Below are 25,623 nucleotides of genomic sequence, written 5' to 3' on the forward strand. Positions count from 1 at the left end.
TCGATATGTTGGCGATATTTTTGTGAATTGCGCTCACCAACTGCCTTAATCATACTTAACGTTGAAAAATAAGTTAGGATCTATGTCACATATGCCAAAGTACAAATTCCACATACGTGATTAGTTTCACACTTACCCATCCTAAAGCGATGTTTTTTTGACACAACCACTGCCAAAAACCGAACGCCATGGTGATTAATACAGCAATTGCGAGAGTCAAACCTGTATTTAATTGATTACTAACATACTGTGAGGGTACACTGTACGAAAGCTCTCTAGCACAGCGTCGTAATGGAACATCTATCATTTTTTTGGCTACCCAATAATAAAGATAAGCTTATAAAAGCATTGGAATCTGAGTTCGCTCAACTGGTAGAACAATCCATTTCTACCGGTAAAATATCCCTTCCTCCAATCCCTGATGTCGTACTTAAAATTCAGCAGCTTTGTACTGAAGAACATACAACGATTGCCGACGTTGCTAATGCCCTACTCGAAGACCCGGGCCTTGCTGCTGTCGTTGTTCGTGTCGCTAACTCTGTTATCTTTAACCGCCGCAACATCACCTGTAATGATCTCACGACCGCGGTTTCACGCTTAGGTATCCTGAGGGTAAGAGATATCGTTACCGCACAAGCTATTGAACAATTAAAGCACTCGGTGAACTTAACCAAAGAATGCAATGCCATCTTAGTAAAGAGCGCAGCGGTCTCCCGTGAGCTTGGCGCAGCAATGGTATTGGTGGTTCAAGAGTTTAAAAAACATGAGCCCGCTACCTATGGGCATCTCGAGCAAGAGAAAGCCTTACTTGTTGGCTTACTTGCAGATATCGGTTTGTTCTGCCTTATCAATGAATACCACCTGTATCTTGATAGAGGGAATTACCTCGATTCTGATATTGCTTTGCAAATATTCCAAACTCGCTGCTCTGCAACCAGTAAACTCGTGCTTGAGAAATGGGGCTTCGACAACGATTTCCGTGAAGTGTCTTCAAACGAAAAATATCAAACTTCCCGTCCAGAAGTGAGCTATCTGGATATAGCCCGCATTGCAAACCATTTACTGATGTTCCGTAATCAGGATGAGCGAATTGAAGAACACGAAGTAGAATTTAATTTAACTGGTGCAGAAGTCTTGTATGAACTCAGCAATATGAGTGATACTGACTTCCAAAGTGAAATTAAAGAAGTTCTCAGTGCCAGCGGCCTTTAATCTCCCGATACATCAAATCCAGCCACGTTAAAGCTCAAATAGTGTTTTGATCCGTTTATACGTGGCTAAGTTATTCTGCTTACCTCATAAAGGAATCATTGAGTTTTATGTTCTCAGGGATGCTATTTATCTTCGCCCCATTGGTGGTGGGCTATTTAATTCCAATTTCTCGAGCTTCGATGTTGGAGAAAATCAACAAGTCGACCTCATACCTCATTTACGTCATTCTTTCTTTGATGGGTTTGAGCCTTGCGGCATTGGACAACCTTGGTAGTAATTTACAAACTATTCTTCTTTACGCTGGCACATTTTTCGCCTGCCTGAGCGTATGCAACCTACTCGCTTTACCTTTGGTCGATAAGCTGCTTCCTTTGCAAACTGATCAGAATCAAAAGAAACTTCCTCTTTCGTCAATGGCTTTAGAGTCAATCAAACTTGTCGTTGTTGTGGGTGGTGGCCTAGTTGCTGGCTTGTTTCTTCCTATTGGTTTGTCTTGGGTGGACACAGCGAGCGAGTGGATTTTATTCCTTTTGCTTTTCTTTATCGGCATTCAACTACGCAATAGTGGTTTGACGCTTAGACAAATCCTACTCAACAAGCAAGGTATGGCGATTGCGACAGTGATCATTGCAACGTGTATGCTTGGCGGCGTAATTGCTGCAATGATTTTGGATCTTCCTCTTTATCAAGCTTTGGCGATGTCTTCTGGTTTTGGCTGGTATTCACTGGCTGGCATTTTGATGGGTGACGCCTTTGGGCCTATCTTTGGCGGCGCTTCTTTCTTAATTGAGCTGATGCGTGAATTGGTCGCGTTGATTGCCATTCCACTACTTATTCGCAGTTATCCATCTACAGCAATTGGCTACGCCGGCGCGACGGCGATGGACTTTACCCTACCCGTCATTCAAACCACGGGCGGTGTTCGATGTGTGCCTGTTGCCATTGTAAGTGGCTTTATCTTGAGCTTATTAGTGCCAGTTATGATGCTTTTCTTTGTGTCTCTTGCTAGCTAGATCTCAGGAATATTCATTAACATCCATTACAATACGGCAAAAATTCAAATACCCAAGTAACCTCAAAATGCTCAATTCGAAGAGAATTTTCTGGTTCACCGCTTTGTTATCGAGCCCTTTAATTTTTAACTCTTGGATCGGTAATCAGTAACAGGCAAGGCATATGTCTATTGGGGTTACAAAGGGAATACAACCAAAAGGAATAATAATGAAACGCTTTGTCGTTGCGGCGCTCCTCGCTACAAGCTCAACTTTTACTTTTGCTGCTGATCAGCAATGTCTTGCAACTAAATACGATGGCTACATTGATGCTTCCCTACAGTGGTATCAAGATCTCGTAGACCTAACCGTGACTCAATACCCTGAATTAAACGAAGTTAGCCAATGGTTCTTAGAAGGCCGTAAACACCACTTCGAACTCAACCGTGAAGCAGTACATTATTTTCTAGAAAACGATCCAAGCCGAGTAGCAACAGAGCAACCGGTTGAAGCATGGTTGAAGCTAGAACAACACGATGTGAAGCAACTGGCGACACGCAGTGATGCCCTAGGTGAAGCGGCGAAGAAAACCTTCAGCGATCGTCAATCTGCTAACCATCCAAAGAACTACGACCTACGCTCAGCGTTTGCTGACTTGCTAAGCCATCCAAAACAGATCGATTCTGCGCTTAACAAGTATAATCAATCAATTGCTAAGATTGAAAAGCAGAAGTGTGAGTAAGACCCCGCCTAAAGTTTCATTTCAGCAACATGGGTTTCAATAATTAAAACGGGACTTTGCGCCCGTTTTGGTTTAGATTGTGCCGCTCGCATTACCAAAATAACTACAAAGATTCTTTGCTATGGTTAAGGAACAAAAAACCGCTGACGTTAGCTTCGAGAGCTTGTTAAAGATCTTCACGATTCCTGAAGGTCCAGATTCCACGTTGACGAAAATTGATGAAAGTCTTTCCCAAAACTTAAATCAATTCCTTCGTGAACACATCGTGGCAGAAGAAAAGCCTTTACGTGAAATCGAGAAAGACTTTTCTTCTGCTCAGATTCCTGAGCAACCTGAGTTTGTATCAGACCATACCGAGCACCTTTTAGATACCTTAGTATCTCACTCGGTTCACACCTCTGCACCAAGCTTTATTGGTCACATGACTTCTGCCCTGCCGTATTTTTTAATGCCGCTGTCGAAAATCATGATTGCCTTAAACCAAAACTTGGTGAAGATTGAGACCTCAAAAGCTTTCACTCCACTAGAGCGTCAAGTGCTAGGCATGCTACACAGTCTTATCTACGGTCAGGACGAAAAGTTCTACCGTAAGTGGATGCACAGCGCCAAACATTCTCTAGGTGCATTTTGTTCTGGCGGTACCATTGCCAACATTACTGCGCTTTGGGTTGCTCGCAACAAAGCATTGAAAGCAGATGGTGCATTCAAAGGTGTAGAAAAGGAAGGCCTTTTCAAAGCGATGAAGCACTATGGCTACGAAGGTCTTGCGATCTTGGTATCAGAGCGTGGCCACTATTCACTTAAGAAAGCCGCCGATGTCCTTGGTTTAGGCCAAGATGGCTTAGTTGCCGTCAAGACAGATGCAAACAACCGTATTGTTGTCGATGACCTCAAGGCAAAAATCACGGAGCTTGAAGCACAAAACATTAAGCCGATCGCTGTTGTTGGTGTTGCAGGTACGACCGAAACGGGTAGCGTAGACCCCCTAGCCCAAATTGCCGAAGTTTGTGCACAGTATAATTGCCACTTCCACGTGGATGCAGCTTGGGGTGGTGCGACACTAATGTCGAACAATCATCGTCATCTACTCGGTGGCGTTGAGCTTGCTGATTCAGTCACGATTGACGCGCACAAACAACTGTACATTCCTATGGGTGCAGGCATGGTTCTGTTTAAAGATCCTGATGCAATGAAATCCATCGAGCATCACGCACAGTACATACTGCGTAAAGGCTCGAAAGATCTTGGCAGCCATACGCTTGAAGGCTCTCGTTCTGGAATGGCGATGCTAGTTTACGCAGCCATGCACATCATTAGCCGCCCAGGTTACGAACTGCTTATCGATCAGAGTATTGCAAAAGCGCGCTATTTCGCCGATCTCATCAAGCAGCAAGAAGATTTTGAACTGGTCTCTGAGCCTGAACTTTGTTTACTGACCTATCGCTATTTACCAACTCACCTACGAGCAGCACTGGAAAAGGCACAGGGCACGCAAAAAGAAAAATTGAACGAACTGATCAACCAGCTCACTCAATTTATTCAGAAGCGCCAACGCGAAACTGGTAAATCCTTTGTCTCTCGTACTAGGCTGAATCCAGACCAATGGCAACGTATGAATACCATCGTATTTCGTGTTGTGCTGGCGAACCCTCTAACTACGAACGACATATTGAATGCTGTTCTTGATGAGCAACGTGAAATTGCTCAACAAGCACCAAGCTTGATGGCTAAGATTGAAGAAACTGTCGAAGACATTCTCAATTCTTAAGCGCCAATGTGAGTTACATCAAATTGAAAATTTCTTTCTTTTTGGTGTAACTCAAACATCATTATTGTGCCACTAGAGCAACATACCTTCGATCCCACATCCAATTCTGTAGTTTTTACAACATTTTGTTTGAGGCTTGTCAAATTCTCACGAAATAGTAACCGTATTTGTTTTAGCCAGATAAAGGATCGGGTTTATACTGAATTTATGGCGCTGGTCGTTTTCGTTAACGCCCCTCTCGACCGAGAAACTTTGTGTTTCTACCCGTTAACAGAGCCAGCGAGTTGTTCTCTATACCCTCGTGAACACTATGAATACATTAGAAAAAATTCAAAAAAACCTGGAGAATTTCAGTAAGTCAGAGCGCAAAGTTGCGGAAGTAATTATGGCGTCTCCACAAACTGCAATTCATTCAAGCATTGCAACGTTGGCGAAAATGGCTGACGTGAGTGAGCCAACTGTTAACCGTTTCTGTCGACGTCTGGATACCAAAGGTTTCCCAGACTTTAAATTGCACCTTGCGCAAAGCCTTGCCAATGGTACGCCTTATGTAAACCGTAATGTTGAAGAAGACGACGGTCCTGATGCCTACACCCACAAGATTTTTGAATCGACAATGGCGTGTTTGGATGTAGCGAAGAATAGCCTTGACGCGATGCAAGTGAATCGTGCCGTGGATCTTCTTACTCAGGCAAAGCGTATCTCATTCTTTGGTCTTGGCGCTTCTTCTGCGGTTGCGCGGGATGCACAAAACAAATTTATTCGCTTTAACATCCCAATTACTTGCTTCGAAGACATTGTAATGCAACGTATGAGCTGCATTAACTGCAGTGATAACGACGTAATTGTTTTGATTTCTCATACCGGACGAACCAAGAGCCAAGTTGAGATTGCGAATCTAGCTCGTGAGAACGGCGCAACTGTTATTGCAATTACAGCCAAAGATTCGCCACTAGAGAAAGCAAGCTCACTGGCGATTACATTAGATGTACCGGAAGACACAGACGTATACATGCCTATGGCCAGTCGTGTAGTTCAAATGACCGTCATTGATGTACTTGCAACGGGCTTTACGCTTCGTCGTGGTACTGGGTTCCGTGAGAACCTAAAGCGAGTAAAAGACGCGCTAAAAGATAGCCGTTACGACAAGCTAAGTCAGTACTAATAGAGATACGAAGGGGAGCTTAATTGCTCCCCTTTTTTTGTACAGATAACCGCATTCGCTATCTCAGTCAATCGTTGACACTAGAGAGATCTGAGTGTGATTCAAGAATTTCAACTGAACTAGCATGAAGCTTGCTTTCTTCCATGCATTCCCCGCTACAATCGCACACTTGACGTAAGATATAGACTAATCGGTCTTGATTGAGCGGAAGAGGATTTCCTTTAATAGCAACGGACATGAGGGCGTCATCGGCCACTTGTTCAAAAGAGGTTTGGCAAACTCCAAAGTTACCAAGATGAGGCAACTCAAGTTTATCGAGCACCATTTTCACCCATAGCACACCGTCATGTTCATTAGCATTCGTTCTATCCGTGACAAGTTGTGCCAACCTCCTATAGCGACTGATCACATCCGCTCTGCCCGCTTGCTTTGCTGCCTTTATGTTCTCTTGCATTACGTGCGGCGCCAACCTTGCAGTAATCACACTATGGGGGGCATCTAACTTTCCACCTAATGCCGAAGCTAAACCATGCGCAGCACCTAGTTTAGCATTAGTGATCGCCATACCTCCCAACAAGGCTGCGAAAGACAAATCTGATCTCGCCTTATGATTATCTTGCTTACAACCAGCTATGACAGAGCGGCTTAGCCGTCTGAGCCCCTCTTCGCACACCATGTCAGTTAAAGGGTTAGGGTCACCGCAGACATACGCTTCCATCAAATGAGTGAAAGCATCCATCGCTCCCCTTCCAGATGTGTATTGATCCGTACCATAAGTTAAGGTGGGATCCACAATAGCGACATCCGCTAACATCTCCGGACTGCGTAAACTAACCTTGACTTGGTCTTGCCCAGATTTGAGCACTGCGTTACGAGTCACTTCGGAACCTGTGCTTGCCGTGGTAGGGATAGCAATAAAATGAATCGGGTTGGTTTTTAGTGGGACGTTTCGACCAACAACTTCAACGTAGTCATACACATCCCCTTGATTTGGGATAATAGCAGCGAGCGCTTTCCCCATATCAATGACACTGCCCCCGCCAATCGCAATGACCATGTCTGGTTGAAACTTGCGCCCAAGCACGGCAGTTTCTTCCACCATGGTGATATTGGGTTCACCATTGATGGCGACGTGTTGATAGCGCATGTTCTGCGCTTTTAGATAATTAATGATAGGTGTGGCTCGTTGCGTGTCTTTACCAGTGACCAGTAAAACGCTATAGCCAAATTGATTGATTACAGACAGCGAAGATTGGAGCGCTCCCTCGCCGAAGATAATCCGTGTCGCAGTCATAAACTGAAACATACACTTCCTCCCCAAAACAACAACTCACACTAGATTGCTATGCTTTGCGCAAAAAAAAGTTGACCGAGTGCACCTTGCCGCCATTAACCCTTCAAAATGTGTGTTTTTATGCGTCACTTCACAGAGTTAGCTAAGCCCAAAGATCGATTAACTTTTGTTCTAAAAGTGACTTTTCTTGGCTTTAAGCTTAGTGCGTGTTTAGTTTTTATACGATAGATTTCGCCTATCGAAACAAGAGGCATTTGCTGCTTTATTTCCGGTTCTGGATCGGGCATAGTTGTCCCAACATACGAGAGCGAATCGCAGCATTGACGTTTTCGTTCGCTTTCAATAAGAATAGATTTAGGAGAAATAAGATTATGTTCGTAGTTATCTTTGGTCGCCCTGCATGTCCTTTCTGTGTACGTGCTAAAGAGCACGCTGAAACACTTAAGGCAAAACGTGATGATTTCAACTACCGTTACGTAGACATCCACGCTGAAGGGATTTCTAAAGCTGACCTAGAGAAAACAGTTGGTAAGCCAGTAGAAACTGTTCCTCAAATCTTCATCGACCAAACGCACATCGGTGGTTGTGATGACTTTGAAGCTTACGCAAAAGAGCACCTAGGTCTATTCGACGAGTAATTCGAATAACTGAATTTTTAAAAGCCGCTAGTAGCGGCTTTTTTATTATGTATTCAAAATGTTATTCCCTTACGTCAAGTAATAGTAAAACCTAAAAAAATTCACTTATCTTTTTGCTATATTTAGTTACAATTCGCAATTCTTAATCTTTTTCTTTGGCACACACTTTACCGAGCCACACAGTGAACATAGACGTCGTACATCTTCTTGAACAAAACCCCATTCTTCTAATCTTCGTCGTATTAGCAATTGGTCTTGCCATTGGCAAAATTCGCTTTGGAAAGCTGCAGTTAGGCAACTCTATTGGCGTGCTCATTACCTCGCTTATCATGGGACACCTCGGCTTCTCATTTAACGCAGAAGCGCTAACGATTGGCTTTATGCTGTTTATCTACTGTGTAGGTATCGAAGCTGGGCCTAACTTCTTCGGTATCTTCTTCCGAGATGGTAAGCATTACTTCATTTTGAGCATGACCGTGTTGGTCTCGGCTGTCGGCTTAACTTATTTCTGTAGCCATTATATGGGCCTAGATTTTGGCTTATCTGCCGGTATGATGGCGGGTGCCCTTACCGCAACGCCTGTTCTGGTAGGTGCACAAGATGCATTAAACTCTGGTCTTGCTACCATTCCGCGTAACATGGATTTTTCTCTCGTATTAGAAAATCTATCGGTTGGTTATGCCATGGCTTATCTGGTCGGTTTGATCAGCATGATCATGTTTGCCAAACTGCTGCCTAAATTGCAAAAACAAAACCTATCCGACTCAGCTCAACAAATCGCACAAGAACGCGGCTTAGGGAGTTCTAGTCAAAGAAAGGTGTATTTACCCATTATCCGTGCGTACCGTGTTGGCCCTGAGCTGATTGACTGGACAGATGGTAAGAACCTTCGTGAGTTGGGCATTTACCGCCAGACGGGTTGTTACATAGAACGTATTCGTCGTAACGGCATTCTTGCCCACCCAGACGGTGATGCAATCCTGCAAGAAGGTGACGAAATCGCACTAGTAGGTTTCCCAGACAGCCATGCGCGTCTTGACCCTAGCTTCCGCAACGGTAAAGAAGTATTCGACCGAAACCTGCTTGACCTTCGAATAGTCGAAGAAGAGATCGTGGTTAAGAGCGATGCCATTGCAGGCAAACGCTTGTCTGATTTGAACCTATCTGAATTCGGCTGTTTCTTAAACCGCGTAGTGCGTGCTCAAATTGAAATGCCGATGGATTTAGACATTGTTCTCGCTAAAGGTGATGTCCTTCAGGTGAGTGGTGAAAAGAGCCGTGTACATGGTCTCGCTGAGAAAATCGGTTTCATCTCGATCCACAGCCAAATGGCAGATTTACTCGCGTTTTGTAGCTTCTTTATTCTGGGCATTATGTTTGGCTTGGTGACCATGACGTTTGGTCAAGTGTCATTCAGCTTAGGTAACGCAGTCGGCCTATTACTTTCAGGCATCACGCTGGGCTTCCTACGAGCAAACCACCCTACTTTCGGTTATGTTCCGCAAGGGGCGTTAAATATGGTCAAAGATTTAGGTTTGATGTTCTTTATGGTCGGAATAGGCTTAAGTGCTGGTGGCAAGATGTTCGAGCACTTGACTCAAGTTGGTCCACAGATCATTGGTTTAGCATTTATTGTAAGCGTAGTGCCGGTTGTTCTTGCATATCTAGTTGGCGCTTACGTGCTTAAGATGAACCGTGCCCTACTCTTTGGTGCTATTATCGGAGCTCGTACGTGTGCTCCAGCAATGGACGTAGTGAACGAATACGCTAAGTCGACAATTCCTGCGCTTGGTTACGCAGGTACGTACGCGATAGCCAATATCTTGATGACCTTAGCTGGTACCATTCTGATTATTCTGAGTTAATCACAATGAATGAGCGTTACAGATCAGTTAGCGCTCCTTATTCAAAGATTCTAGACAGAAAAAAGGCGCTCATTGAGCGCCTTTTTCAATTCCGCTAGAAACGATTAGATTTGTGTGAAATCTGTTTCTACTGCTGGGTTCACGTCTGCTTCGTAATCCACACCGTCAACGCCAAAGCCGAATAGCTTCAAGAACTCTTCTTTGTACTCAACGTAGTCAGTTAGCTCTTTTAGGTTTTCAGACGTGATCTGTGGCCATAGGTCACGACAGTGTTGTTGGATGTCTTCACGCAGTTCCCAATCATCCAGACGTAGGCGGTTCACTTCATCTACTTCTGCAGCGCTGCCGTCTTCTTTGTAAAGACGTTGACTGAACATGCGGAAGATTTGTTCCATACAACCTTCATGTACGCCTTCTTCGCGCATTTTCTTGAATACCATTGCGATATATAGAGGCATTACAGGAATTGCAGAACTTGCTTGAGTCACAACAGACTTAAGTACCGCTACGTTTGCGCTACCGCCAGTTGCAGACAGTTTCTCGTTTAGTGCTGCTGATGCACGATCTAGGTCCATTTTCGCTTTACCTAGAGCGCCATCCCAGTAGATCGGCCAAGTTAGCTCAGTACCGATGTAGCTGTATGCGACTGTTTTACAGCCATCTGCCAGCACGCCAGCGTCTGATAGTGCATTAATCCATAGTTCCCAATCTTCACCGCCCATCACGGTTATTGTATCTTGGATTTCTTGCTCAGTTGCAGGCTCTACGCTTGCTTCGATGATGACGTCTTTGTTGGTATCAACAGCGGTCGACGTGTATGTCTCACCGATAGGCTTAAGTGCTGAACGAATCAGTTCACCCGTTTCTGGCATTTTACGTACTGGAGAAGCCAGTGAGTAAACCACCATATCTACCTGACCAAGGTCTTCTTTGATCAGATCGATCGTTTTCTGTTTTGCTTCATTTGAGAACGCGTCACCGTTTAGGCTTTTCGCGTATAGACCCTCTTCACGAGCTAGCTTTTCAAATGCAACAGAATTGTAAAAACCTGCTGTACCTGGCTTCTTCTCCGTGCCTTCTTTTTCGAAGAAAACACCGATAGTTGAAGCATCGCCACCAAATGCCGCAGCGATACGAGAAGATAGGCCGTAGCCACTTGATGCACCCACAACGAGAACGCGTTTTGGAGCGTTTTTAATTGGGCCTTGTGCTTTAGTGTAAGCAATTTGTTCTTTTACGTTAGCTTCACAACCCACTGGGTGCGTAGTAGTACAGATAAATCCACGAATTCTAGGTTTGATGATCATATTCAACTTCCTTTAAAAAACGTTGCTAGGATAAAAGGTTCAGCCCTAATTCGCACCTAATTTCTGTAAAAATGCTGCGAAAATGCAAGTGGTTGGAGCACTCACAGCATCATTTATGACCGATAGAAACAAATAAGCACCTCGGCTGAGGTGCTTATTTCGAACATTTTAGTGTGGACGTTATGCCGCTGAATTCAAATGCGATTTTTTCGTCGTCACATTAGTACGAACTTCTGAGAAGTCATGGCTAAAGTGGTCAACTTGAATTGCTTTGTAACGCAGCTTATCCGCCGCCATAATCTGATCTATTTCTTGCTCAGTTAACACACCTTCTTCAAACGCTTGCTGTAGGCGGTCATGTAGTAGACCTTTACGTGCAACTTTGCCATCTTTAGCCGCCTTCATCAGTTTGCGCTCTAATGGCTTAACGTCATACATCGCTAAAAATGCACGCTCCATCAAACCCACACTGTCGTCTTCGCCTTTACCGATGTAACAAAGGTGCGTCAGACGGTCACGCTGAGCGCCTGGGGTCATCATAGCCTCTGCCAGACCTACACACAGTTCATCACTCGGTGCTTTGAAGTGATTACCAAGTGGGAATAACAAGCCTTTAAGGACACCACCTACGTATTTCACAGGGAAGTTTGAGTACGCTTCATTCAGTGACTTAGACGCATTGTATAAGCAGTGCTGTACCGCGTAATGGACAAAGTTTAGATCACCCTGTTGTCGACCTTCATCTTCGTACTTCTTCAACGCGGCTGATGCCATATACAGGTAGCTTAGGCCATCACCCAAACGAGCAGAGATCATCTCTTTACGTTTTAAATCACCGCCAAGCGTCAGCATCGCAAAGTCAGCACTTACGGCTAGCGCACGGCTTAGACGAGTAATGTCCTTGTAATATTGCTGCGTAGGGCCGCTCATGTGCGCCTTAACAAAACGAGAACCAGTTAGCGCTGCGCCAAGTGCGCCAAAGGTGTTACCCGTGGCATGTTTAATGTGCTTAAACAGCAGATCATCAAACTCTTTCGCACCTTCTTTCGAATCTGGGTTGGCCGCTGCTTCCATCTCTTTCAGTACGTATGGATGACAACGTGTCGCACCTTGACCGAAAATCATTAGGTTGCGAGTCAAAATATTTGCACCTTCGACGGTGATAGCAACAGGAATGCCTAGATAATGCTTCGCTAGGTAGTTCATTGGACCATCTTGAATCGCGCGTCCCGCATGGATATCGAAAGAATCGTTCAGGATAGTACGGGCCATTTCCGTCATGTGGTATTTAGCAATAGCTGTCACGATGCCTGGTTTCTCTTTCATATCAAGAGACGTCGTCGTCAAAGTACGTGTTGCTTCAAGTAGATAAGTTAAACCACCAATGCGTCCCATCGCCTCAGCAACACCTTCAAATTTACCAATGGACATACCAAACTGTTTACGGACATATGCGTAAGCGCCTGTGGTTCGTGTGGTAAGGTGACCGATCGCGGTGCCGAGCGCAGGAAGGGAAATACCACGTCCTGCCGACAAACATTCCACCAACATACGCCAACCTTTACCCGCGTACTCTGAGCCACCAATTAGCCAGTCCATAGGAATGAACACATCGTTACCACGTGTTGGACCGTTCATAAACGCAGAACCGAGCGGATCGTGACGCTCACCAATTTCCACACCTTCGTGATCAGCAGGAATCAATGCACAGGTAATACCCACATCTTTCTTGTCGCCAAGCAGGCCATCTGGGTCTTGAAGTTTGAATGCGAGACCAAGAACAGTCGCAACAGGTGCTAGGGTAATATAACGCTTATTCCAACTAACACGGATACCAAGAACTTCTTCACCCTCGTGCGTGCCGTAACAAACTACGCCTTGGTCTGGAATACCGCCTGCATCTGAGCCAGCTTCAGGGCCGGTTAAGGCAAAACATGGAATATCCGTACCGTCAGCGAGACGTGGTAGCCAGTAGTCTTTTTGCTCTTGAGTACCATAGTGAGAAAGTAGCTCACCTGGGCCAAGAGAGTTTGGCACCATGACTGATACGGCTGCGCTGATGCTTCGTGTGGCAATACGAGATACGATGGTTGAGTTTGCAAGTGCAGAAAACTCTCGGCCGCCGTATTCTTTCGAAATGATCAGGGAGAAGAAACGCTCTTTACGTAAGAACTCCCAGACTTCAGGTGGTAGATCACGGTTATCTTTTACGATCTGCTGATCGTTTAGCATTTCAAGTAACGTCTCAAGTTCATTGTCCATGAAGGCTTGTTCTTCAGACGTCAGTGCTGGTTTTGGGTAGTGATGAAGCGTTGTAAAGTTAGGCTTGCCAGAAAACAACTCGGCATCCCACCATACACTACCGGCTTCCATTGCCTCTTTTTCCGTACTCGACAATGGTGGCAGTACTTTCTTAAACATTTTAAATGCTGGGTCACTAATCCATTTTCTTCGTAGAGAGCTCATAGTTCAGATCCTTTTGTTCACATTACCGCTCGCGGCTTTCACTTTTCTTTTTTATTTATTTAATTAGGTTTACTTGGCGGACATTCCTGCCGACAGGTATGGAATCAGTAGGTCGACGACAGACTTCGCATCGACGTCTTTTTGGAATTTACTTTCCGCAATTTCCGTTAGCGCTTGACTAGATGCCATGGTGAAAACACAAGTTCCAAGGGTAAAGTGTAATCGCCAAAAAAGCTGTTCTTCTGTTAGTTCAGGGTTTGCTTTGCCTATGGAGAACATAAACAACTTCAGCACTTCGTCATATCTGGTGCTGATAAACCAGCGCAAGTGCCCCTGCACATCGGTGTAACCTCGCCCTATCAACAACATAAACAAGGCAGTACCGTTTGGTCGCACATCATTTAACGCCCGTAAGGGTAAGCGCAACGATTCGAATACCTCATCCATGTTGTAATCGTCACGGGTGTTTAGCTCTATCAGAGATGTTTTAATGCTCGGCATTAACGCTTCTAAATAGCGGTCTAAAACGGCTCTAACGAGCGTCTTTTTATCGCCAAAATGGTAGTTTACCGAAGCAAGGTTTACGTTCGCCTTACCAGTAATGGTTCTTAGTGATGTGTCATTGAAGCCGTATTCTGCAAATAGTCCTTCTGCTACATCGAGTATTTTTTCTTTTGTTGTACTTCTCGGGGCCATTTCAATCACTCGTATTAAACAACTGTTTGAAAATATACTCCCGAAACGACAGATTAACAAATGATTAACATCACATTTTCAAGCATTGGTCTGACCAGACATAGAAAGTGCAGGCGTAAAGGAATGAATTTAAAGCGAATATTATTTTGTGAAAAAAACTTCTAAAAAAAATGGAACTGAATTGAATTAGCTCGGTCTGAATTACTGTAACAACTAGGGCATTTAAAGTTTTTCAGGCCGTCAAACTTGTTTCTTTCTGGTTGTTACATTGCTGCTTTTTCTTATTAACTCCTATGTTTGTATCCGCCCAGATAAATTTTCTTCTGGGCTTTTTTTCGTCTGTCGTTCCCCGCTATGCACTAGCAAATAGTAAATCCAAGATATAAAAAAACCTCTCAATTGAGAGGTTTTCATATTTCAAATTGCTGCTCTAAAAGCGGTTCGCTTTAGTATTCCTCAGCAACCTCTTCTGACGCCTGCTTTGGCAACGAGAAGTGCAGTAACGCATAGCCAAGTACAGCGGCAGTGGTAGAGCCCATCAAGATGCCTAGTCGAGCATAAGTGTCAAACTCAGGACTCACGTTTGCAAACGCCAATGATGAGATGAAGATAGACATCGTAAAGCCGATACCACACAACACTGACACCGCAAAGATATGCATAAAGTTCACGCCTTTCGGCAGCTTAGCAATACCTAGTTTCACTGCCGCCCAACTGAATGTGAAGATACCCAGAGGTTTACCAACCAACAGACCCAGTGCAATACCTAATGGCAACATTGAAGTCAGACCTGACATCGATACACCCTCTAATGAGATACCTGCGTTTGCGAACGCGAATAGAGGAAGAATACCGAATGCTACATATGGGTGAAGTGCATGCTCCATGTGTTTTAGTGGAGAGTGTTCACCCTGCTTACCTTTCAGTGGAATAGCAAAACCGATCACCACACCTGCCAATGTTGCATGGACACCAGATTTCAGAACCGCGAACCAGAGAATAGCACCAACGATCATATACGGTGTTAGCTTAGTCACCCCTTTTGCATTCAGCATAAAGAGCAAGCCAGTCATCGCAAAACCAACTAACAAGGCCATTGTTGATAGGTCACCGGTGTAGAACAACGCGATGATCACAACAACACCAAGGTCATCAATGATTGCAAGTGCAAGCAGGAACACCTTCAAAGCGATTGGCACACGTTTACCTAATAACGCCATGATACCAAGCGCAAATGCGATATCTGTCGCCGCTGGAATTGCCCAACCAGAGATCGCTTCAGGGTCGCCAGCATTGAAAGCAACGTAAACAAGTGCAGGAGCCAACATGCCGCCAACCGCAGCAATTGCCGGGAAGATTGCGGTTTCTTTCGATTTTAGTGCGCCTTCAAGAAGCTCACGCTTTACTTCAAGACCGATTAGTAGGAAGAACACAGCCATAAGGCCATCGTTGATCCAGTGAGAAACTGACATACCAAATACATAAGTATGCAGCATAGCTTGATAAGTTTCGCCAAGTGGGGTGTTAGCAATGGTCATCGCAATTGCCGCAGCAATTACCAGAAGAATACCACCAGCGGATTCCATTTTGAAAAAGTCACGAATGACATCGTTCATGATTTCGCCCTTATATTTATTATCTTAATAAACGATTAACAAAGAATGATGAGAGTGTATAGCTGCTGAAAATTTTAGAATAATCGCTTGTTCAGAGTATAAACTTCGATTTTTCCGATGTATTCTTTACGACACATCGTATTTTTCAACAAGAACATATAAATTTACAAGACCTGACAATCTCCCTATAAGTCTATGTATTCACATAGATTACTATTAACTTAGTATAATATGTGACTGATTTTCGTGATTAACATGCAGTTTTACGACGAAAACTGCGTGTTTCAACGACAAAAAAGCCACCTTTGATGAGGTGGCTTTCTGTTCTTTTTAGTAACCGGTGAGTTGCATAAATCCCCACGCCTCATTGGAACCCGATGCGAGTATCGGCCCTTCCCAATAAGGGATCACAAACGGAAGCCACATGTCCGATTTTATGATTCTCGTCGTCAAATTGATGTTGTGCTCGGGGACATTAATGATCCATTGCAGCGGTAGCCTTCTTCCGTTTGATAAGCCAGTGACCTGCAAAGGTGTCATGGTTAATTCTTTCTCAGTTAAGTTGATCACCTTACCGGAACGTGTCGCTAAAGTGCCAAACAGATGGGGAACCTGTCCATGATGACGATAGCGACTCACCGTAAGTGCTCGCCCATCATCAAGATTGAAAACAAACCAGTCCCAGCCTTGTTGTCCTTCACCGATTAGGCCACTACCCCACTCTTTTTGCGTCCACGCAGCCCCTGTCACTTCAATATCCCGACCATTTAAGGTTAGGTTGCCTTTTACATTTAAGAAAGGCGCACTGAAGCTAAAGGATGCGACAGATTGGAGCGCGTGCTTAACTTGAAAGCCTTTATCGCCATTCACGACGAACGGGCCGCTAGTAGTGGTATTTAAATCCATACCAAAGGTATCCGTTGTCACCTCTAAGTTACCCGGAAAGGGCGTAGAACCTAACGCTCGCCACGTCCAATTATCTATCCACAGACGGAACGGGCGATTTGTCATTCCAGCTTGTCCAATGCCACCACGCGCCACTCTTTGTTCTTTCCATACTTTAGAGCCATTGCTAATCACAATATGGGAGATAAAAAGCTGTGGATTTTGCCAACCTCTGGTATCACGCTCATCTGTTGCAACTCTAAAGTAGCTCCATTGAACGTTGTAAACCTTGCCATGCTTATCTTGTAATTTGGCAAAGTAATTCCACCATTCATGTTGATAATCTGGATGGAAGCGAAAATCCTGCGGAAGCGAGACATGTTCATCTGGCAACACTGGTTCAAAGATCGTTTTGCTTTCTCTTTGTAGTACTGCGCTAATGTCACTCTCTTTCGTTGCCGTCGCTTCGGCCCAATGGGTGAAATACAGTGTCGCACCCGTTAATGCAATGAAAGCAATAAACACCAACACTGATATCGAGAAGATCTTTTTCGGCTTCATATTCTTCGTCACAGAGCATCCCTCAACGACTTCATCGGAGTACTCTTAATCATTCTGATCACTGGCAATGCCCCCGCGATCATGATGGCAAACATCGCCCAAGCAATCGTCTGAACATACTCCCAAGGGATCGTTTGCAACTCTAAAGACCAGCCAAAAGATTGCTTAATAATGATATCAACAATCAAATGTGCCAACGCTAATCCGAGCGGGACGGCAATAATGGCGGAGATCATACCAAAAGCAAACAACTGTAACCCACCAAGGAGGACAAGCTCTTTACCCGACACGCCCATACAACGAAGTAAAGAAAAGTGCCTTTGCCGTGAAAACTCGCCAGCAAGGGTGGCAAAGAACAAGCCAAACACAGCAATAATCAATGTAATGTTGCCTAGTGTGCCTGCAATCGCAAAGGTGTGGTCAAACACTCTCATGGCTTGGTTATAGATATTGTTGTTGTCGAAGACTCGGTCTTGTGACAAGCGGAACACGTTTTCTAAGCGACGTTTCAAACCTTCGCCATTAACATTGTCTTCAAGTAAAACGCCAAGTCCAACGTTACCTGAGCCCGCAAAAGCATACAGCCAATTTCGGTGCGACATCATCACTTGGTTGTAGGGGTTGCCATAGTCGTAGTACACCCCAACAACTTGCCACCCTCCCCCTAACGGTGGCTGAAGATCAATATAGTCACCAGGGCGAATGTCGAGCTTCAATGCCATAGACTCACTGACCATCAGACTTTTTGAATGATGTAAGTGATACCAATAATTAGGCACGCCAAGTTTTACTGTGAGTGAATCAAGTTCCCCTTCCGAAGCCCCTGTACTCACTACTTGAAGCGCTCCACGTTCCGTAGGCACATCTTTTTCCCAACGCCACCAAACGGTATCGACCTCTGGTTGTTCTTTTAACCAAGCACTCATGCGAGCTGCTGAGTTGTTCGTAGGGTAGATGTAGATATCTGCAGCAAGACGTTGGCTCAACCATTTGTCGGTCGTATCACGGAAACTGCCTACCATGGTCTCAACACCAATGTTCGCCGCAAGTGCCAGCATAAAGGCCATCGTAGCAACACCCCGGTAACTCATGCTTGCCGCCGCATCAGCGAAGAACCAACGGACACGAACCCAACGTAATGAATAAGAGAAACTTTGGAACATATGCCACATCAAAAATGGCATAAACAACGCCACGCTGATCAACATTAGCGCGATGATAGCAAAACCTGACTCTTGCGTTCTTGGAGCTTGATAAACCGCAACGGCCGCCACACAAAAAGCACAAGCAGCAAACGCCTGCCAAGAGAATTCACGTCCAGCAAAGCGCATCAAAGATAAACGAGAAGAAAGACGGATGGGTTGTGATTTCAACAAACGAATCAAAGGCCATAAACAAGAAATCAGAGCGCCCAACGCCGACATTGCCAAGCTATATAAACTCGATTCCCATGACCAACCAATGGTGAGACCAACGTTGGCATCGTATAAATCACTTAAGCTGGATGACACTGCAGGAATCAGTTCATTCGCTAAGATCAACCCGAAGAAGTTACCACAAGCCCATGCAACCAAAACTAGAATGGTCAGTTCTAACATCAATGCCTGTGCGAGCTGCATGCCATTCACGCCCGTTTGGCGAAGAATACCAACTAAACGTTGACGTTGGATAAAAGACAGAGACATTGCTTGATAGAAGATAAACAAACCAACAAGGAAGGACAACATTCCCATGGCCGTTAAATTCATGTGGAATGCTTTAGTAAGCGATTCTAACTCTGTTCGGCTATTGCGCACCAACGTCATGCCATTAGGTAGCATGTTTTTTAGCGCCAGAACTTTTTCCTCTGGCATTTCACCACAAGCAATCGCAGACAATCCTGAACTGCGTTGCAGCATTCTTAATAGAGAGATGTCCGTGACTAAACGCGTACCAGAAAGCAAGTTGTCACTATCAACCTTCAAAGGTCCGAGCTGACTGCCATCATTCAGTGTAATAAAGTCCCCATTACTCCATGACATATGTGCAGCTAAATCTTGGCTGACTAAGATTGGATATGGCGGCTTCATTAACGTCAACATTGGAAGATCTTTAAGCGATTTACCTTGCTGTAGCGGCAGCAATGCAACAGGGTCAACCCCCACTAGCATCAAACTTAGATCGGTGTTGGTGTCTAAATGTAGAACATCAAATGGTGCGCATTGATTAAAACCAGCACGACGAAGCTGGATATAAAAGCCTTGAGGAATTTTGTTTGCAGAGTGTTTAGTACGAATACGGTAAGGCAAAGGGTTGGAAAAAAGTTTCTCACCAGTTTCGTAGCTCTGTTTCGCGTGTTGGTTAATTGAAGTCACACCAACAAGGAGTGATACTCCGAGGGTTAAACCAAGCCAAACAAGAATAATTTGAAGTGGGTAACGACGGTAATGACCGAGTAGCGCCTTAACTACGGGCCATAACATGCAATTGCCCTCCTTGAAGACGAATGCGGCCTTCCATGTGCTCAGCGACCTTTTCACTGTGCGTCACCAACAACAGCGTACACTCAAGCTGACGAGCAAGGCTGGTCAACAAGCGCATTACCGCTTCAGCATTTCGTTCATCTAAGCTACCAGTCGGCTCATCGGCAAGTAAGATCTTCGGCTCCATATACAGCGCACGAGCAATCGCAGCGCGCTGCTGCTGTCCACCTGATACCTCTTCTGGATAACGCCCTAAAAGCGGCATAAGATCGAGTGCAGAGAGAATTTGGCGCCATAAACCTTTGTCTTCAGGCAAGCCTTTTAACTGGCGACAGAAACGGATGTTATCTGCAATATTCAAAGTAGGCAGCAGGTTGAATTGCTGAAAGATGTTGCCGATGTTGTTTCGACGATAAAGTGTTCTTAAGCGCTCTGGAGCACTGTGCATCGCGAAACTTGGGTATTGAATTTCACCAGAGTCAGCGATATCAAGGCCTGCAATTAAATTAAGGAGTGTACTCTTACCAGAACCACTCTCTCCCATTAATGCAACTTGTTCACCCTGTTGTAATGTTAATTCTGCCCCTTGTAGTACAGGATGAAATTCGCCCCCGTCTACATAGCCTTTACATAGGTCTGACAGTTTCAACATTGATTTTGCCGCTCAAATGGTGTTTAAAAATTGGAATCAGAATCTACACTAAAATCCGGTTGGTAGGAAGTAATTTGAATAGTTGATCACACTATCAGACTACAAATGCAACTTGTCTCGCGACCCTTCTTAAGCATCGATCAAATTTTTCATCCATTTCTTACTCGCCATGCGGTGTAAACATGTCCCCCACTTAACCACTTCCTCGGTTAGAAACAATAAGTAAACCCATTGTGGTTCAAAGCCTAGGTAGATAGCACCAAAGGCGGCAAGAGGAATGCTAATCACCCATTGCGCAATCAGATCTTGGTACAAGCAGAACTTCACATCCCCACCCGCACGAAGCACACCGACAATGGCCATCATAGGAACAGAGCGAAGAACCACGCCGACGGCAAGAATCACCATAAACTGTTCAGCTAGGTGGCGCGTTTCTGGTGTCAACGCACTGAAGGCGTCGAGAATAAGTTGGTTAGAAAACAGAAGTAAAATCGCCACCACGATAGCAATCGCCACATTGAGGATCACCGTCGCCCAAGCTTGATAATAGACAGGGCCAAAGTTCTTCGCTCCCAATTGATTGCCCACCAATACTGCAGCAGCGTTAGATGAACCAATCATCATAGCTAGAGCAATTGACTCTACCGGCGTCATTACTGACAATGCCGCTAAACCTTGAACGCCTGCTTGCCCCATAATCGCATGATAGGCAAACAAACCACCCGCCCAAGCAAGGAAGTTAAATGTGGTCGGAAGAGAGAGCTTCAAGAAACGTGTAATTTTATCCAACACCAAGCTGGCACGAATATCATCCAGACAAAACGCAATGATGTGTTTTTTAAACCACAGGTAACTGAATAAACAAGTTACTTCAATAGCACCACTGATAACGGTTGCAATGGCAGCCCCTTTAATACCCATCGCAGGAAAGCCAAATTGACCAAAAATGAGCACCCAGTTAAGGAAGATGTTGGACAGAATGCCGATGCCACTGAAAAAGGTGCTAAGCCCGGGTTGATGCATGGCTCGAAGACCGACAGCCATACTTGCGACACAGGCTACAGCAAACATACTAACCGATGAAATAACGAGATAATCAGCACCAAGTCGAATCACCTCTTCCGAATCCGTTGTCAGGCGCATGATTGGTTCTGGGAACAGAACGAACAACACCACCGTAAGGGCAGCGAAAACCATGGAGATCATCCACGTCAACGACGTACTTTGCCTTACACCTACTTTGTTTCCCGCTCCCCAGTACTGCGCTGTTAACAACGCCCCGCCGGTTGTGACGCCAAGGAGCATGATGGTCGTAACGAATGTCGCTCTTGCCGCAACGCCGACCGCAGCAATTTCAGCCTCTCCCAATTGACCGAGCATCAGTACGTCCACCAAGCTTCGGCTGGAGAACATCATGCTCTGTAAAGTTATGGGTAATGCGATGGCAAATAGTCGACGTAAAAACGACTTATCAGCATGAATAACCAATTGTGAGAAAAAAGTCATGCTCGCTCCGACGACAACTTATTGATAGAACGGGAAAAGTGTCTCATGATTATACCCAGTGGTGACTAATCCACCAGTAATAAAAGGATTCATAATGAAAAAGGTGTTGGTACTCGGGGCTTCCGGCTACATAGGCTCTCAACTTCTTCCACAACTGATCGATAAAGGTTACATTGTCACTGCAGCAGCTCGTCATATTGACTATTTAGAATCTCGAACTCAGCCACACCCTAATCTCACTCTCACTTATTTAGACCTCGCAGACGCAGAAGCGACGCTTGAAGTCGTAAATGATTTTGATTTGGTGTTCTTCCTTGTGCATGGTATGGCACAAGGTCACGACTTTGTTGAGTACGAGTTAAACCTCGCAGAGAACTTTAAAAATGCGCTTGAGAAAAGTCGCGTAGAACACGTGATCTATTTGAGTGCGATTCAGCCTCAAACCGGCAACTCTCAACACTTAGCAGCACGTAAAGCGACGGGGAAGATCATTCGTCAAGCCGGTGTTCCTGTTACCGAGCTTCGCGCAGGCGTGATTATTGGGCCAGGGTCTGCGGCATTCGAGATCATGCGTGACTTCGTCTATAACCTGCCGATTCTGATTGCGCCTAAGTGGGTCGACTCCAAAGCTAACCCAATCGCCCTACCCAACCTCAATCACTATTTGCTGGAACTGGCAGAAACCAAACCAACAGAAAGTGAAATCTATGAAGTTGGTGGGCCGGATACATTAAGTTATCGCGAGCAATTTGAAGTCATTTGTAAAATAACGAAGAAACCTTACAGACTGTGGTCAACGCCACTGCTAACACCCAAAATGGCATCGTATTGGTTAGCCATTGTGACGTCAGTTCCCACAAGTATTGGTAAAGCGCTGCTTGCTGGTTTAGAGCACGATTACATTGCCAATACCAAAGCCATTCACGAACGATTTCCACAAGAGTTAATCAGCTATGAACAGTCCGTAGCGGACACCATCGCTACAGAGGGAACTTTTGTGCGTAGTAACGTATGGGGGTTTGAACCAGCAGCTCTCAAACGTTGGCAACCAGGCTACGGCTATTATCCAAAACAAGCAGGAGCAAGCATTAAGACAAAAGCTTCTTCAGAATCACTTTGGAAAGTCGCACAAAAGATCGGGAGCCCTGAAAAAGGCTATTACTTTGCCAACATCCTTTGGCGCACCCGAGAGTGGCTTGATATCTTCTTTGGTGGAGGAAAACCCATTCGAGTTTCACCACCGGGGCCAGAGCTCAAAGTAGGTGATTTCATTGATTCATGGAAGGTCATTCGCTGCGAAGAGAACCAGTTCCTCTCACTGTTTTTCGGTATGAAAGGTCCCGGACTTGGTCGTTTAGAAATTACAATCAAAGACGATGGCGAAGAGCGCGAATTCGATATCACCGCATGGTGGCACCCGCAAGGCTTCCCTGGTTTGCTTTACTGGTTTGCGATGATGCCAGCACACCTATTCATCTTCAAAGGTATGGTAAAAGCGATCGCCAAAGAAGCAGAGCATCTAGAGCGTGAGTAACGCCCCATTGCGGTTGGCCGCTCATAGCACTTTCAAACAAAGCAGATAAAGGCTATTTGAGAGTGCTATTGAAAAGGTTCTATATTGATTAACACTCTGTAAATTTAATTGAATTTATTTCAGTACAATCTCCATATTATTCTTAGCTCATACCTTTTTAGACCGGCTTTGTTCTGAACTTAGTGACTATAACGTTAAGCAGATTTTGGAATCACAATGGGCAATCGATACATCATTAGCAGTAAACACCACGATAACTTTATGCTTCGTCAGCAACACGTCGATAAGATCGCGTTGGTGACAGAAGGTGGCGGCCAGCGAGGCATTTTTACTGCAGGCGTGTTAGATGCCTTTCTACATGCTGATTTCAATCCTTTTGACTTGCTGATTGGTACTTCTGCTGGCTCTCTCAACCTCGCCTCGTATATCTGTGGGCATCAAGGGCATGCTTACAAAATCATCACAGAAACAACACGACGCCCTGAGTTCTTTAAACTCACGAAATACTTGCTCAATGGTGAAGGGTTTGACTTAGATTTTTTAGTAGACAATGCCGAGATAAGCATCCCGTTAAACTGGGAAAAAGGTTCTGATTTACTCAAAACAAAGCAAGTCGTCGCCGTCGCGACACACGCACGAAACCTAACGACAGAGTGTTTTGATGTCACCGTTGATAATTGGAAGGATGTGCTGAGAGCATCTTGTGCGATTCCCGCTCTGCACAAAAAGCCCGTAGTGTTTAATGGCGCACGTTGGTTAGACGGCGGTGTATCTGCACCAATCCCAGTTGAAGAAGCTTATCGTCGAGGTTACAAACACATCGTGGTAATCCGGACGATGCCCATAGACTTTGACGAGCATCATCCTTTAATAGAAGCCGTGCTAAAGCGCGCGCCATCCAAAACAATGAGTGAGCTATCGGCTATTTTGCTCAAACACGAAGAAACTTATCGACAAACTCGACGCTTTCTCGCCTCTCCTCCTGGTGATGTAAACATTTACGAGATTTCTCCAGCGCGGAACTTACAATCTTCGGTTGTTGAGAGTACGAAAAAGCAACTCGATGCGGATTATTTGCACGGTGCTCAACTAGGCCGCTTGTTTGTGACCAGCATAGGAAGAAAACTCAATATTCCTCACAAGCCTTATAAACGCTATCACCCCATTACCTCGGAATTGAGCCACCATAAGCAGGATTATCACCATCAAATAGATGACGTATGGCAAAACAGAAAGAGCGGTTACTTTAAAGGTGCGATGAATAATGATATCGCTTGGATTAACGTGAACCCTCAAAACCATACAAGAACGTTAGTCATTGTTCAGGGGCGAAATGAATCGTTTTGGAAGTACAAAGAAGTCATTTACGAACTCAGCCAATACTTCAATATCTATTCCTTTGATCATCGAGGTCAGGGAGAGTCGCAACGCTTGGCAGAACACAGCGAACTTGGACACGTGGACCAATTTGAACATTATGTTGAAGACTTAGCTCAGTTTCTTGAAGAGGTTGTAGAGAGCCAACATAAAGACGAAGTTATGATGCTCGCCCACTCGATGGGAGGTGCTGTCGCAACTCAATACCTCGCGAGTTATGATCACAACGTTAAAGCTTGCGCCCTAACAAGCCCAATGTTTGGTATCAAATTACCCAAAGTGGTTGGCGGCATTCAAACGGCCACCATTAAACTCATCAGTCAACTTCAGAAAACACCGAATTTCGCCCCTACCCAAACAGCATTTGTGACTAAAACCTTTGAAGGCAATGACCATACAAGTAGCCCTAATCGCTTTAAAGCCTACAGTGATTTGTTGAGCAACCACCCCAACTTGAGACTCGGTGGTGTTAGCCCTAAGTGGATTAGCGAAGCCGTTGCTGCGGGTAAAAATTGTTTAGCTCAAGCCAAAGACATTAAAACGCCGATTTTAATCGTGCAACCGGAGGGGGATAACGTTGTGTCGTTGCCTGCCCAAGACTTATTCAATGAGCATTGTGCCAGTTCAAGGCTTTTAAGCATTCCTCATGCAAGGCATGACATTTTAATTGAATCCGACCGATATCGAGATTGGGCCCTAAAACGGATAATGAACTTCTACGATCACAGCCATAAGTTTGTTTAATCGCTTGATAGAAGTGAATGTCATGCCCTCAAAAACAAAAAAAGCGTACACACCACAGTATGTACGCTTTAAAGAGCCGTAATCTCCGATAAGTAACGTTCTTATCTCACCTGTAGGTGAAACTGGGTTACTTATTGAGAT

Annotated in this window: 18 protein-coding genes; 9 read left to right on the forward strand and 9 right to left on the reverse strand. The window is 44.9% G+C overall.

What is annotated here, in order from left to right:
- The first annotated feature begins 291 nt into the window (after window positions 1-291).
- The 5 genes from C1S73_RS03680 (at window position 292) to C1S73_RS03700 (ending at window position 5,879) form a co-directional block, all read left to right on the forward strand.
- The gene (locus tag C1S73_RS03680) at window positions 292-1,212 is read left to right on the forward strand and encodes an HDOD domain-containing protein (protein WP_038868706.1); all 921 of its coding nucleotides are present in this window, start codon (window positions 292-294) and stop codon (window positions 1,210-1,212) included.
- A gap of 107 nt (window positions 1,213-1,319) precedes the next feature.
- On the forward strand, window positions 1,320-2,225 hold the full coding sequence (locus C1S73_RS03685) for a LysO family transporter (protein WP_038868707.1): 906 nt from the start codon (window positions 1,320-1,322) through the stop codon (window positions 2,223-2,225).
- Window positions 2,226-2,433: 208 nt separating this feature from the next.
- The gene (locus C1S73_RS03690; RefSeq protein ID WP_038868708.1) at window positions 2,434-2,946 is read left to right on the forward strand and encodes a hypothetical protein; all 513 of its coding nucleotides are present in this window, start codon (window positions 2,434-2,436) and stop codon (window positions 2,944-2,946) included.
- A 121-nt stretch (window positions 2,947-3,067) separates the two neighbouring features.
- Window positions 3,068-4,714, forward strand: a complete 1,647-nt coding sequence (gene panP, locus C1S73_RS03695) for a pyridoxal-dependent aspartate 1-decarboxylase PanP (RefSeq protein WP_038868709.1) — start codon at window positions 3,068-3,070, stop codon at window positions 4,712-4,714.
- A 310-nt stretch (window positions 4,715-5,024) separates the two neighbouring features.
- The gene (locus C1S73_RS03700) at window positions 5,025-5,879 is read left to right on the forward strand and encodes a MurR/RpiR family transcriptional regulator (protein ID WP_038868710.1); all 855 of its coding nucleotides are present in this window, start codon (window positions 5,025-5,027) and stop codon (window positions 5,877-5,879) included.
- 67 nt (window positions 5,880-5,946) lie between these two features.
- Here the strand turns inward: C1S73_RS03700 and C1S73_RS03705 are convergent, their stop codons facing one another.
- Window positions 5,947-7,185 (reverse strand): iron-containing alcohol dehydrogenase, encoded by a 1,239-nt coding sequence (locus C1S73_RS03705; protein ID WP_038868711.1) that lies wholly within the window; start codon window positions 7,183-7,185, stop codon window positions 5,947-5,949.
- 359 nt (window positions 7,186-7,544) lie between these two features.
- Here C1S73_RS03705 and C1S73_RS03710 point away from each other — a divergent pair, with 359 nt between their 5' ends.
- Window positions 7,545-7,811, forward strand: a complete 267-nt coding sequence (locus tag C1S73_RS03710; protein ID WP_005428550.1) for a GrxA family glutaredoxin — start codon at window positions 7,545-7,547, stop codon at window positions 7,809-7,811.
- Window positions 7,812-7,993: 182 nt separating this feature from the next.
- Window positions 7,994-9,676 (forward strand): aspartate:alanine antiporter, encoded by a 1,683-nt coding sequence (locus C1S73_RS03715; RefSeq protein ID WP_038868712.1) that lies wholly within the window; start codon window positions 7,994-7,996, stop codon window positions 9,674-9,676.
- Window positions 9,677-9,780: 104 nt separating this feature from the next.
- Here the strand turns inward: C1S73_RS03715 and fabV are convergent, their stop codons facing one another.
- The 8 genes from fabV to C1S73_RS03755 all read right to left on the reverse strand — a co-directional run bounded on the left by fabV (window position 9,781) and on the right by C1S73_RS03755 (window position 21,827).
- Complete coding sequence (gene fabV, locus C1S73_RS03720; protein ID WP_038868713.1) at window positions 9,781-10,983, reverse strand: enoyl-ACP reductase FabV; 1,203 nt, start codon at window positions 10,981-10,983, stop codon at window positions 9,781-9,783.
- Window positions 10,984-11,163: 180 nt separating this feature from the next.
- Window positions 11,164-13,449: an acyl-CoA dehydrogenase gene (locus C1S73_RS03725; protein WP_038868715.1), complete on the reverse strand. Its 2,286-nt coding sequence runs from the start codon at window positions 13,447-13,449 to the stop codon at window positions 11,164-11,166.
- Between the two features lie 69 nt (window positions 13,450-13,518).
- A complete protein-coding gene (gene psrA, locus C1S73_RS03730; protein WP_038868716.1) occupies window positions 13,519-14,145 on the reverse strand; it encodes a TetR family transcriptional repressor PsrA in 627 nt (208 codons plus the stop codon).
- 446 nt (window positions 14,146-14,591) lie between these two features.
- Window positions 14,592-15,761, reverse strand: coding sequence for a Na+/H+ antiporter NhaA (gene nhaA / locus C1S73_RS03735; protein WP_038868717.1), 1,170 nt, complete (start codon window positions 15,759-15,761; stop codon window positions 14,592-14,594).
- Window positions 15,762-16,091: 330 nt separating this feature from the next.
- Window positions 16,092-17,207 carry a lipocalin-like domain-containing protein gene (locus tag C1S73_RS03740; RefSeq protein WP_038868755.1) on the reverse strand — a complete coding sequence of 372 codons (1,116 nt, stop codon included), beginning with the start codon at window positions 17,205-17,207 and terminating at the stop codon, window positions 16,092-16,094.
- A gap of 8 nt (window positions 17,208-17,215) precedes the next feature.
- Window positions 17,216-19,669: an ABC transporter permease gene (locus C1S73_RS03745; RefSeq protein ID WP_038868718.1), complete on the reverse strand. Its 2,454-nt coding sequence runs from the start codon at window positions 19,667-19,669 to the stop codon at window positions 17,216-17,218.
- On the reverse strand, window positions 19,650-20,321 hold the full coding sequence (locus C1S73_RS03750; protein ID WP_038868719.1) for an ABC transporter ATP-binding protein: 672 nt from the start codon (window positions 20,319-20,321) through the stop codon (window positions 19,650-19,652). The genes C1S73_RS03745 and C1S73_RS03750 overlap by 20 nt, the downstream gene beginning before the upstream one ends.
- Window positions 20,322-20,450: 129 nt before the next feature.
- Window positions 20,451-21,827 carry an MATE family efflux transporter gene (locus tag C1S73_RS03755; protein ID WP_038868720.1) on the reverse strand — a complete coding sequence of 459 codons (1,377 nt, stop codon included), beginning with the start codon at window positions 21,825-21,827 and terminating at the stop codon, window positions 20,451-20,453.
- A gap of 94 nt (window positions 21,828-21,921) precedes the next feature.
- Here C1S73_RS03755 and C1S73_RS03760 point away from each other — a divergent pair, with 94 nt between their 5' ends.
- Both C1S73_RS03760 and C1S73_RS03765 read left to right on the forward strand, forming a co-directional pair.
- Complete coding sequence (locus C1S73_RS03760; protein WP_038868721.1) at window positions 21,922-23,361, forward strand: DUF2867 domain-containing protein; 1,440 nt, start codon at window positions 21,922-21,924, stop codon at window positions 23,359-23,361.
- 216 nt (window positions 23,362-23,577) lie between these two features.
- The gene (locus tag C1S73_RS03765; protein ID WP_038868723.1) at window positions 23,578-25,482 is read left to right on the forward strand and encodes an alpha/beta fold hydrolase; all 1,905 of its coding nucleotides are present in this window, start codon (window positions 23,578-23,580) and stop codon (window positions 25,480-25,482) included.
- The last annotated feature ends 141 nt before the right edge of the window (window positions 25,483-25,623 follow it).

The sequence above is a fragment of the Vibrio jasicida 090810c genome (assembly GCF_002887615.1).
Classification (GTDB): Bacteria; Pseudomonadota; Gammaproteobacteria; order Enterobacterales; family Vibrionaceae; genus Vibrio; species Vibrio jasicida.

Excerpts from the sequence above, each read along its gene's own strand:
- C1S73_RS03680 (WP_038868706.1), top strand. The coding sequence starts at position 292 with ATGGAACATCTATCATTTTTTTGGCTACCCAATAATAAAGATAAGCTT.
- C1S73_RS03685 (WP_038868707.1), top strand. The coding sequence starts at position 1,320 with ATGTTCTCAGGGATGCTATTTATCTTCGCCCCATTGGTGGTGGGCTAT.
- C1S73_RS03690 (WP_038868708.1), top strand. The coding sequence starts at position 2,434 with ATGAAACGCTTTGTCGTTGCGGCGCTCCTCGCTACAAGCTCAACTTTT.
- panP (WP_038868709.1), top strand. The coding sequence starts at position 3,068 with ATGGTTAAGGAACAAAAAACCGCTGACGTTAGCTTCGAGAGCTTGTTA.
- C1S73_RS03700 (WP_038868710.1), top strand. The coding sequence starts at position 5,025 with ATGAATACATTAGAAAAAATTCAAAAAAACCTGGAGAATTTCAGTAAG.
- C1S73_RS03705 (WP_038868711.1), bottom strand. The coding sequence starts at position 7,185 with ATGTTTCAGTTTATGACTGCGACACGGATTATCTTCGGCGAGGGAGCG.
- C1S73_RS03710 (WP_005428550.1), top strand. The coding sequence starts at position 7,545 with ATGTTCGTAGTTATCTTTGGTCGCCCTGCATGTCCTTTCTGTGTACGT.
- fabV (WP_038868713.1), bottom strand. The coding sequence starts at position 10,983 with ATGATCATCAAACCTAGAATTCGTGGATTTATCTGTACTACTACGCAC.
- C1S73_RS03725 (WP_038868715.1), bottom strand. The coding sequence starts at position 13,449 with ATGAGCTCTCTACGAAGAAAATGGATTAGTGACCCAGCATTTAAAATG.
- psrA (WP_038868716.1), bottom strand. The coding sequence starts at position 14,145 with ATGGCCCCGAGAAGTACAACAAAAGAAAAAATACTCGATGTAGCAGAA.
- nhaA (WP_038868717.1), bottom strand. The coding sequence starts at position 15,761 with ATGAACGATGTCATTCGTGACTTTTTCAAAATGGAATCCGCTGGTGGT.
- C1S73_RS03740 (WP_038868755.1), bottom strand. The coding sequence starts at position 17,207 with ATGAAGCCGAAAAAGATCTTCTCGATATCAGTGTTGGTGTTTATTGCT.
- C1S73_RS03745 (WP_038868718.1), bottom strand. The coding sequence starts at position 19,669 with ATGTTATGGCCCGTAGTTAAGGCGCTACTCGGTCATTACCGTCGTTAC.
- C1S73_RS03750 (WP_038868719.1), bottom strand. The coding sequence starts at position 20,321 with ATGTTGAAACTGTCAGACCTATGTAAAGGCTATGTAGACGGGGGCGAA.
- C1S73_RS03755 (WP_038868720.1), bottom strand. The coding sequence starts at position 21,827 with ATGACTTTTTTCTCACAATTGGTTATTCATGCTGATAAGTCGTTTTTA.
- C1S73_RS03760 (WP_038868721.1), top strand. The coding sequence starts at position 21,922 with ATGAAAAAGGTGTTGGTACTCGGGGCTTCCGGCTACATAGGCTCTCAA.
- C1S73_RS03765 (WP_038868723.1), top strand. The coding sequence starts at position 23,578 with ATGGGCAATCGATACATCATTAGCAGTAAACACCACGATAACTTTATG.